Origin of the sequence: Priestia abyssalis (genome assembly GCF_002019595.1) — a bacterium.
Taxonomy (GTDB): domain Bacteria; phylum Bacillota; class Bacilli; order Bacillales; family Bacillaceae_H; genus Bacillus_BA; species Bacillus_BA abyssalis.
This window is the reverse complement of sequence record NZ_KV917370.1, coordinates 51557-61254: the sequence shown is the minus strand read 5'-3', so window position 1 is coordinate 61254 and position 9698 is coordinate 51557. Positions and strand designations below refer to the sequence as shown.

The window sequence follows — 9698 nt, the reverse complement described above, 5'->3', positions numbered from 1 at the left end:
TATAGAGTGTCCTACAACCCCAAGAGGCAAGCCTCTTGGTTTGGGCTAATTCCGTTTCGCTCGCCGCTACTCAGGAAATCGCAATTGCTTTCTCTTCCTCCGGGTACTTAGATGTTTCAGTTCCCCGGGTCTGCCATCAATATCCTATGTATTCAGATAAAGATACTGTTCCATTACGAACAGTGGGTTTCCCCATTCGGAAATCTCCGGATCAAAGCTCACTTACAGCTCCCCGAAGCATATCGGTGTTAGTCCCGTCCTTCATCGGCTCCTAGTGCCAAGGCATCCACCGTGCGCCCTTTCTAACTTAACCTTGCGGTAAAAGATTAGCGTCGAATTTCTTCGTTGGCTTCGTTTCTGCGCTGCTCACGTATATAAATACGCTGTGCTGCTCGAAACTTTGCCGCCTCGAACTTCTCGCTTCTCTTTTCCCTTTGTTCATTGACAAAGGATTTATGTTTAGAAAAGTTTTCACTTTCCTCAGCTATTACTGTTATCTAGTTTTCAAAGAACAACCATGTACCTTCAGGTACACTTATCAACTTGAAGGATGAACCTTCAAAACTGAACAAAACGTTTCGTCAACGACTCTTGTAAAAATCCTTAGAAAGGAGGTGATCCAGCCGCACCTTCCGATACGGCTACCTTGTTACGACTTCACCCCAATCATCTACCCCACCTTAGGCGGCTGGCTCCTTACGGTTACCTCACCGACTTCGGGTGTTGCAAACTCTCGTGGTGTGACGGGCGGTGTGTGCAAGGCCCGGGAACGTATTCACCGCGGCATGCTGATCCGCGATTACTAGCGATTCCGGCTTCATGCAGGCGAGTTGCAGCCTGCAATCCGAACTGAGAACGGTTTTATGAGATTAGCTCCACCTCGCGGTCTTGCGACTCTTTGTACCGTCCATTGTCGCACGTGTGTAGCCCAGGTCATAAGGGGCGTGATGATTTGACGTCATCCCCACCTTCCTCCGGTTTGTCACCGGCAGTCACCTTAGAGTGCCCAACTGAATGCTGGCAACTAAGATCAAGGGTTGCGCTCGTTGCGGGACTTAACCCAACATCTCACGACACGAGCTGACGACAACCATGCACCACCTGTCACTCTGTCCCCCGAAGGGGAACGCTCTATCTCTAGAGTTGTCAGAGGATGTCAAGACCTGGTAAGGTTCTTCGCGTTGCTTCGAATTAAACCACATGCTCCACCGCTTGTGCGGGCCCCCGTCAATTCCTTTGAGTTTCAGCCTTGCGGCCGTACTCCCCAGGCGGAGTGCTTAATGCGTTAGCTGCAGCACTAAGGGGCGGAACCCCCCTAACACTTAGCACTCATCGTTTACGGCGTGGGCTGCCAGGGTATCTAATCCTGTTTGCTCCCCACGCTTTCGCGCCTCAGCGTCAGTTACAGACCAGAAAGCCGCCTTCGCCACTGGTGTTCCTCCACATCTCTACGCATTTCACCGCTACACGTGGAATTCCGCTTTCCTCTTCTGCACTCAAGTTCCCCAGTTTCCAATGACCCTCCACGGTTGAGCCGTGGGCTTTCACATCAGACTTAAGGAACCGCCTGCGCGCGCGTTACGCCCAATAATTCCGGACAACGCTGGCCACCTACGTATTACCGCGGCTGCTGGCACGGAGTTAGCCGTGGCTTTCTGGTGAGGTACCGTCAAGGTACCAGCAGTTACTCTGGTACTTGTTCTTCCCTAACAACAGAGCTTTACGACCCGAAGGCCTTCATCGCTCACGCGGCGTTGCTCCGTCAGACTTTCGTCCATTGCGGAAGATTCCCTACTGCTGCCTCCCGGAGGAGTCTGGGCCGTGTCTCAGTCCCAGTGTGGCCGATCACCCTCTCAGGTCGGCTACGCATCGTTGCCTTGGTGAGCCGTTACCTCACCAACTAGCTAATGCGCCGCGGGCCCATCTGTAAGTGATAGCCGAAGCCATCTTTCACCCAAGGACCATGCGGTCCTCGGTGTTATCCGGTATTAGCTCCGGTTTCCCGAAGTTATCCCAGTCTTACAGGCAGGTTGCCCACGCGTTACTCACCCGTCCGCCGCTGACTTCAGGGAGCAAGCTCCCATCTGTCCGCTCGACTTGCATGTATTAGGCACGCCGCCAGCGTTCGTCCTGAGCCAGGATCAAACTCTCCGAAGAAATGTTTGACTTGCTCATAATAAAATAGAATTAACGTTGACGTTTTTTGTTTTGTTCAGTTTTCAAAGTTCATTTCTGTCTTTAAGCGACTTTTTCAATTTATCACATTGACACATTAAATGTCAATGTTTTTTCTCAACTTACTGTCGCATTCATCAGCGACGTTTATTAATGTATCACTTCTATCTTTTAGAGTCAATATCTTTTTTGTTTTTTTCTTTTTGTCTAATAAGGCGCAAAAGGCTGTATAAAATCTCTTGTTTCTCCCATAATCCTCTTTCAACGATTGGCCTATGCTTTTTTCCATATTGACTGACCGAAAGGCTTTTGATTTCTTTATTTAATAAGCTTTCTAACTCTTTTTGCTGTTTTTCATTCAGTAATATCCCTATCAAAATTTCACCTCAAAAATATTTTTGAATTTCATTATTTCCTCTTATTCATTTTTTTATAAACAAATGACCAAGTTTGTTATGAATAAAAAAAAACCAACATAAAATTTAGACAAGTACTAATTATTCAAGGAGGAATATATGAATTTTTTCTATGTCACAAAAGCGAAACGCTTCAAACAGCTTATTATTATCTTTGTTGCTGCTTTATTTACGGGTACTTTTTTATTTATGGAAAGCAATATCATGAGGATTCCTGTTTTTTCAACCAAAGATGAGCCTAAAGCTATCTACAAAAATGAGCAGCAGCATAACAAGCTCTCATTGACCTTTGATATAAGCTGGGGGGGATGAAAAACCACTTCTTATCTTAGACGAGCTAAAAGCCGCTAACATTAAGAACGCCACTTTTTTCCTTTCCGCTTCTTGGGCTGAAAGACATCCGGATATTGTAAAAAGAATACAAGATGATGGCCACGAAATTGGAACAATGGGCTACAACTATAAAGATTATACAGAACTCGAAAACAATAAAATTCGTCAAGACTTGGCTCAATCTAAGAAAGTGTTTGATGCCTTAGGTGTCAAAAACATTGAATTATTACGGCCGCCATCTGGGCAGTTCAATCTTGAGGTTTTAAAAATAGCAGATAGTTTAGGTTACACCGTTGTACATTGGAGTATTAACTCCCAAGATTGGGTTAATCCGGGTGTTGATAGAATCGTTCAGAATGTCACAGAAAAGATGGATGGCGGTGACATTATACTTTTGCATGCTTCTGATTCTGTTCAACAAACACAAAAAGCCATTCCCCTCATTGTAGAAGAAATGAAAGACCAACGACTAAAAAATATTACTGTTTCCGAATTAATTTCAAATACCAACGTAAAGAGTAATGAAGTTAAATAACATCAAAAGCTGATTGGAAAGCAAGAAACTTATGCTTTCCAATCAGCTTTTTTATACTTCTATTTTGACTTTGTCACTTGTGAGGCTGCTTTTTTTCCCGTCTGACTACGAGCAATTAATTTAGGCAGAACAAGCAGTTGATATGCATTACAAACCAACAATGGGAACAACATGAGATATAACCAATTTCTATCATTGATTTGCAGAGCAGGAACCCATTCGATTATCGTAACAACTGTCATAAAAAATAAAGCCGGCACAAAGGTTTCATTGTTAGCATTTGCTTTTCTTATATAAGCTACCGCTATTCCAATTATTAAAATACTCAGGGCTACTAACACATAAGAGATGAAATTTTCTCCCGGCTGCGCAAAAAAACGATATCGAAAATACACAAGGTCAAACAGGACGAAGATAATCAAGATTATTTGCACCGCATTCCAAAGAGAAACGGAACGGAAAATCCCCAACCCAAAACGGTGAATCGTCAAATAAGCAAAAAAGCCCATCTGGCTAATAATACTAAAAATAAGGCCTACTCCAAATAAAAGAATGATCACAGATAAAATACCCATTATATCTATCGAGAAAAATAACGACCCATACTTATCCCAACGCACAATAAAACCTGTAATTGCTGTGCTAATCCCTCCAAGAAGAAGCGTGGAAAGGAATAAACGAACCCAATTTCGACTGTTCACACTGTAATCCCCCAACTGTTCATTTTTCATAGTTGTTTAAATTGTACCAACCGTTTTATTTAAAATCTAGATGTTTTGTTCGTGCATATTTTTTTTAGATTACTTCATATTAAGATTAGGCATATTTCTTTAAAGGAAGGAGCTTTTGTAATGAAAAAATGGCTATTGCTCCTCTTGTATGCAAGTCTTTCGTTACTCATCTTCACTTCATGCGCGCCAGCAGAACAAGAAACCCAGCGCATGGATTATGATCAAACTAAAAAGATGGTTGTCGATATTCTCAAGACAGACGAAGGTAAAAAAGCAATCGAGCAAGTCATGAATGAAGAAGAAGTTAAGCAGCAGTTAATCATGGATCAGGCTATTGTGAAAGACACCATTCAAAATACACTGACATCTGAAAAAGGAAGTGAATTTTGGAAAAAGATTTTTGAAGATCCAAAATTTGCCGAAAGCTTTGCGAAGAGTCTCCAAAAAGAACAAGAGAAAATAATTAAACAACTTATGAAAGATCCTGATTTTCAAAAATCGTTAATTGAACTATTTCAAAATCCTGAAATGGAAAAGCAAATGTTAACGGTTTTAAAAAGCCAAGAATATCGTAGTCATATCCAAAAAATTATGACTGAAACTTTTGAAAGCCCGCTGTACAAAGCAAAAATCCAAGATTTATTACTAAAAGCCGCAGAAGAAGTTGAGCAAGGTAATAAAGAGCAGCAAAAAGGCAGTGAAGAAGAAGGCGGTTCTCAAGAAGAAAAATAAAGAGATACCTGAACAAAAGAAGGGCACTTTTTACTACGTAAACTTCGCAGTAAAAAGTGCAGCCTATGTTCCCGCTAAATTTTAAAGTCATGTAACTAAATATAATTACTAAACACTATACAAAAGCTTGTTAAACTCATCGCATCAAGCAGGATGACCATTTTCATCCTGCTTTTCTTATTTATAGTTGCGACTGTTTTAAGAAGTACCGTAGAAGTAATTACTTTTCTATATTATTATTTGAACAAGAAAGGCACTGATAATGACTTACTTTTATCAACATGTCCTTGGCACCCTAAAAACTATTCAAAAACAAATATGTTCACAAAAGTTGCTTTTAATTATGAATGGTTTTTTCACACTTCTTCGTTAATTTTTCTGCAATCTCTAAATAAATTTGACCTAGTCTATGATCCTCGCCATAAACAGATGGAGCAAAATCTTCTTCATTCCAGTCCGGTTGCTGCAATGGTAATTGTCCTAGAAGATCTGTTTGGAGTTCATCCGCTAGTTTTTCGCCTCCACCTTTCCCGAACACGTATTCCCTTTCATCTGTCACTTTACTTTCAAAGTAAGACATATTCTCTACAACACCGATGACTTCGTGATTTGTTTTAATCGCCATTGCTCCTGCTCTAGCTGCTACAAAAGCCGCAGTAGGATGAGGGGTTGTCACGATCACTTCTTTGCAGCTTGGCAGCATAGAGTGGACATCTAAAGCTACATCTCCAGTTCCAGGCGGTAAATCTAACAGCAAATAATCAAGTTCTCCCCACTCCACTTCTGTAAAGAAGCTTGTCAACATTTTTCCAAGCATTGGTCCTCTCCAAATGACAGGGGAATTATCTTCTACAAAGAATCCCATAGAAATGACTTTTACATTGAATCGCTCTACAGGAATAATTTTTTCTCCTTGAACAACAGGCCTTTTTGTAACTCCCATCATATCCGGCACACTAAAACCATAAATATCGGCGTCAATTAAGCCAACTTTTTTACCTAACCTCGCTAAAGCTACAGCTAAATTGACAGAAACCGTTGATTTTCCAACGCCCCCTTTCCCACTGGCGATTGCAAGAAAGTGAGTAGAACCGGCATTAGTCAAGAGGTTATTCGGTGCAGCACTTGGAATCTCAGCCTTAAATTGGGCTAATTCCTCAGGAGAAAGCTCAATGAAACGTAACCCTACTGTATGAGCTCCCGCTTCTTTCAATGTATGGACAACACGTTCTTGAAATTGCAATTGTTCAGATGTTCCGGTTTTGGCAAGAGCAATTTTCACGCTGACATGACCTTTTTCTTCTTTGACAGTTACTTCTTTAAGAGCTCCTGTTTCTTTGAGCGTTTTATGTAAAAAAGGATCTCTTAACTCATTTAATAAAGAATATACTTTATCTTCTGTTAACATATCTCCCACCACCCATTGAATTCGTTTACAACCTTTAGTATACCACACTTCTTTTTAGGATGCTGATAGAGAGCCCTCCTTCAACTAGAAATGGTATGCTTTCTCCAATGTTTCATGTGAAACACGAAACATCTCCTTATTTTGGAGATGTTTGCTCTGTAAAATATCGATTAATGCCTCTATACATGGACTCCGCTATTTTCTTTTGGTATTCTTCTGTTTGAAGTAAGCTTCGTTCATTTATATTAGATAAAAACCCCACCTCAACTAAAGCTCCAGGGATTTTAGCATGTTTGACAAGATAAATTCCTTGAATAACTTTCGCTTCTCTTGAAGTATTTTCCAGACTATTTTTTAACTCTGCTTGAATAATTTTCGCAACAGCCTCATTTTCCTCCAAAGATCCATTAAAAAATGTTTGAGCTCCTCGCCATTGAGGAGATGGAATAGCATTCAAGTGGATACTTAAATATAAATCAGCTTGGGATTCATTAATGATTTCCAGTCTCTTCTTTAAATCTTCAACCTTTCTCCGGCTTATCTTCTTCGTTTCTTCATTAGCCAAATCCCGGTCATCTTCTCTTGTTAAAATGACAAGAGCCCCTTGCTCTTGTAAATAATCTTTTGTGAAAAGAGCAATATTTAGCGCAACGTCTTTCTCCAATGTTTCTCCCCCTACTGCACCTCCATCAGGACCACCATGTCCAGGATCCAACACAATAATCTTTCCGCTTAATGGTAAATTCCAAGAATTCCAAGAGTTTTTATCCCATATTTCATATTGAACAATGAAAAACAACAAGGTGATTCCTACTATAAATAATAATGCTTTAAATGGTCTCATTTCATCCCCCCAGCTTGCCCTGTCCTATTATCTCTATATGGGACAAGAAAGGGATTTATGATTAGTTTTTAATGAAGACGTAAACGATATCGTTTTTCCCCTTTTTGAAAGCCTTCTTCCCACCAATCTTGTACGTATTGTTCACATGTATAATAAATGCTCTCTTGATAAAAATCCCTATCACCCAATGGCGACCAAAAACACAAATAATCGTATAAAGCATCAATCAGAAGCTTTTCCTCTTCCTTACACCTTTTTTTCACAAGGTGTAAGGATTCCCCATAAAAGCCGAAACGGCTAAAATGCGCTCCTAGTAAAAAGGCTTCTATCGCAATATCCATACACCCTTCTTCCAATGACATTTTCCACTCCTTGTCTCTTGAAAATAAAGGTTCAAAATAGGCCCTTATTTTTTTTCGAAGAACATCCAAGGATAACTCCCGCAGCATTTTTCGCTCATAGCTCATCTGTTTCTCTCTTCTTTTGTCCTTTAAGCTTGTTACAATGCTCATAATAACCTAGCGCCCCCTTTCCCCTATTTTTTACGTGTTTCTTTTTCTCATGCGTTTCTCCTTCGAAAGTTCCACTGGCAAAATATGAGGGGAACAAAACCCGTTCAAGTACTTGTTTAGTCGAGAGAAGCATTCAAAATCTTCATACTAGAAAAAAACTGAAGCTTTTAAAAAGCTCCAGTTTTCTAGAAATAAAAAAACCTCGACCAAATGGCCGAGGTTTTGAAAATCGTAATTAACGTTTTGAGAACTGAGGTGCACGACGAGCGCCTTTAAGACCGTATTTTTTACGTTCTTTCATACGAGCGTCACGAGTTAATAAACCAGCACGTTTTAAAGTTGAACGGTACTCAGGGTCAGCTTGTAGTAAAGCGCGAGCAATACCATGGCGAATAGCGCCAGCTTGACCAGTATATCCGCCACCTTTTACGTTTACTAAGATATCGTAGCTACCTGTAGTTTCAGTTGCAACAAGAGGTTGTTTTACAACTTCTCGTAATGCAGCAAATGGGATATAGTTTTCAATTTCACGATCGTTAATAACAATGCGTCCGTTACCTGGTACTAAACGTACACGTGCAACAGAGCTTTTACGACGGCCTGTGCCGTAATATTGTACCTGTGCCAAAGTGATTCCCTCCTCTTTGATTATCCGCGAAGTTCGTAAACTTCTGGTTTTTGAGCTTCATGTGGATGTGTAGCGCCAGCATACACATGTAATTTTTTGAACATTTGACGACCTAAGCTATTTTTTGGAAGCATTCCTTTAATAGCTAGTTCAAGCATTTTTTCAGCGTAGTTTGTACGCATTTCTAAAGCAGTACGTTGTTTCAAACCACCTGGGTGTTGGCTGTGACGGTAATAAATTTTGTCAGTTAATTTTTTACCTGTCAATTCGATTTTTGAAGCATTAAGAATAATTACATGATCACCAGTGTCTACATGTGGTGTATAAGTTGGTTTATGTTTACCGCGTAAGATTGAAGCGACTTCGCTTGCAAGACGACCTAAAGTTTTACCTTCAGCGTCTACAACGTACCATTTACGTTCTACTTCGTTCGCTTTAGCCATGAAAGTTGTACGCATGAGTTTCCCTCCTAAATTTTATCAATAAAATCCAAAAAACTGAATTTCAACCTCTATTTTCAACACGATTAATTTCCGGGGCTAACCGTGGGGTTAAAATACCATAACATATGATATATTAAATGTTTGTGAAGACAATGTCAAGAAAAATTATACACCAGGTTTAGTTGTCATAGTGCACTTGCCATAAATAAAGCCCGTGTCCCGGGGCTGTTTTACCTGCCATCTCTCTTGATTGAGCCTCTAAAATTTTTTTCATTTCCACTGATTTTATTTTTCCTTGCCCCACATCAAGCAGCGTTCCCACTAAAATGCGTACCATATTATACAAAAATCCATTTCCTATAAATCGGAAAACAAGCTCATCATTTTCTTCAAAAAACTCAATGTTATATATCGTTCTTATCTTGTCTTCTACTTCCGTTTTAGCTGAACAGAAACTGGTAAAATCATGAGTACCGATTACATATTGACTGGCCTCTTTCATCGCTGCATAATCAAGGCCGTATGGAAAATGGTACGCATGATGGCGCTGGAATACATCCCTCTCTTGAGACTTGATAATTTTATAGCGATATTCCTTGGATACAGCATCAAAACGGGCATGGAAATCCGGAGATACGGACTGTACCTCTCGCACACATATATCTTCTGGTAACAATGAATTTAACGCTTTTTTCCAGCGATCAGTCGGGATATTTAAAGATGTATCAAAATGGATGACCTGCCCATACGCATGAACATGAGCATCGGTACGGCCGGAAGCATGGATTTTAACCGATTGGCTGTTATGCATTTTTCTGAGTACTTCTTCAAAATCTCCTTGAACCGTTCTTTGATTCGGCTGAACTTGGTAGCCTGAAAAGTGAGTACCATCATAGGAAATTATACATTTTAATCGTTTCATGATTTTATCACCACATCAA

Annotated in this window: 9 protein-coding genes, 1 rRNA gene and 1 pseudogene; 2 read left to right on the top strand and 9 right to left on the bottom strand. The window is 40.3% G+C overall.

The window, feature by feature from the left end; all coding sequences use genetic code 11:
• Nucleotides 1-607 precede the first annotated feature (607 nt).
• Nucleotides 608-2157: ribosomal RNA gene (locus BK575_RS27435) — 16S ribosomal RNA — on the bottom strand.
• Nucleotides 2158-2339: 182 nt separating this feature from the next.
• A complete protein-coding gene (locus tag BK575_RS27430) occupies nucleotides 2340-2552 on the bottom strand; it encodes a hypothetical protein (protein ID WP_078415027.1) in 213 nt (70 codons plus the stop codon).
• A 138-nt stretch (nucleotides 2553-2690) separates the two neighbouring features.
• Between BK575_RS27430 and pdaB the strand changes: the two are divergent.
• A pseudogene (gene pdaB, locus BK575_RS27425) lies at nucleotides 2691-3459 on the top strand (polysaccharide deacetylase family sporulation protein PdaB).
• A 59-nt stretch (nucleotides 3460-3518) separates the two neighbouring features.
• Here the strand turns inward: pdaB and BK575_RS27420 are convergent.
• Nucleotides 3519-4160, bottom strand: coding sequence for a KinB-signaling pathway activation protein (locus BK575_RS27420; RefSeq protein WP_078415026.1), 642 nt, complete (start codon nucleotides 4158-4160; stop codon nucleotides 3519-3521).
• Nucleotides 4161-4310: 150 nt separating this feature from the next.
• On the opposite strand from BK575_RS27420, the gene gerD reads away from it, so the two are divergent.
• A complete protein-coding gene (gene gerD, locus BK575_RS27415; RefSeq protein ID WP_078415025.1) occupies nucleotides 4311-4922 on the top strand; it encodes a spore germination lipoprotein GerD in 612 nt (203 codons plus the stop codon).
• 337 nt (nucleotides 4923-5259) lie between these two features.
• Here gerD and BK575_RS27410 read toward each other — a convergent pair whose 3' ends face one another.
• The 6 genes from BK575_RS27410 to truA all read right to left on the bottom strand — a co-directional run bounded on the left by BK575_RS27410 (nucleotide 5260) and on the right by truA (nucleotide 9679).
• Nucleotides 5260-6330, bottom strand: coding sequence for an Mrp/NBP35 family ATP-binding protein (locus tag BK575_RS27410; RefSeq protein WP_078415024.1), 1071 nt, complete (start codon nucleotides 6328-6330; stop codon nucleotides 5260-5262).
• A gap of 136 nt (nucleotides 6331-6466) precedes the next feature.
• Nucleotides 6467-7174 (bottom strand): N-acetylmuramoyl-L-alanine amidase CwlD, encoded by a 708-nt coding sequence (gene cwlD, locus BK575_RS27405; protein ID WP_078415023.1) that lies wholly within the window; start codon nucleotides 7172-7174, stop codon nucleotides 6467-6469.
• 68 nt (nucleotides 7175-7242) lie between these two features.
• A complete protein-coding gene (locus BK575_RS27400; protein ID WP_078415022.1) occupies nucleotides 7243-7686 on the bottom strand; it encodes a YbaK family protein in 444 nt (147 codons plus the stop codon).
• 235 nt (nucleotides 7687-7921) lie between these two features.
• Nucleotides 7922-8314 carry a 30S ribosomal protein S9 gene (rpsI, locus tag BK575_RS27395; RefSeq protein WP_028397277.1) on the bottom strand — a complete coding sequence of 131 codons (393 nt, stop codon included), beginning with the start codon at nucleotides 8312-8314 and terminating at the stop codon, nucleotides 7922-7924.
• Nucleotides 8315-8334: 20 nt separating this feature from the next.
• On the bottom strand, nucleotides 8335-8772 hold the full coding sequence (rplM, locus tag BK575_RS27390) for a 50S ribosomal protein L13 (RefSeq protein ID WP_028397278.1): 438 nt from the start codon (nucleotides 8770-8772) through the stop codon (nucleotides 8335-8337).
• Nucleotides 8773-8935: 163 nt separating this feature from the next.
• Nucleotides 8936-9679: a tRNA pseudouridine(38-40) synthase TruA gene (truA, locus tag BK575_RS27385; protein ID WP_078415021.1), complete on the bottom strand. Its 744-nt coding sequence runs from the start codon at nucleotides 9677-9679 to the stop codon at nucleotides 8936-8938.
• Between the last annotated feature and the right edge of the window lie 19 nt (nucleotides 9680-9698).

Coding starts and splice junctions, on each gene's coding strand:
- gerD (WP_078415025.1), top strand. CDS start 4,311: ATGAAAAAATGGCTATTGCTCCTCTTGTATGCAAGTCTTTCGTTACTC.
- BK575_RS27410 (WP_078415024.1), bottom strand. CDS start 6,330: ATGTTAACAGAAGATAAAGTATATTCTTTATTAAATGAGTTAAGAGAT.
- cwlD (WP_078415023.1), bottom strand. CDS start 7,174: ATGAGACCATTTAAAGCATTATTATTTATAGTAGGAATCACCTTGTTG.
- BK575_RS27400 (WP_078415022.1), bottom strand. CDS start 7,686: ATGAGCATTGTAACAAGCTTAAAGGACAAAAGAAGAGAGAAACAGATG.
- rplM (WP_028397278.1), bottom strand. CDS start 8,772: ATGCGTACAACTTTCATGGCTAAAGCGAACGAAGTAGAACGTAAATGG.
- truA (WP_078415021.1), bottom strand. CDS start 9,679: ATGAAACGATTAAAATGTATAATTTCCTATGATGGTACTCACTTTTCA.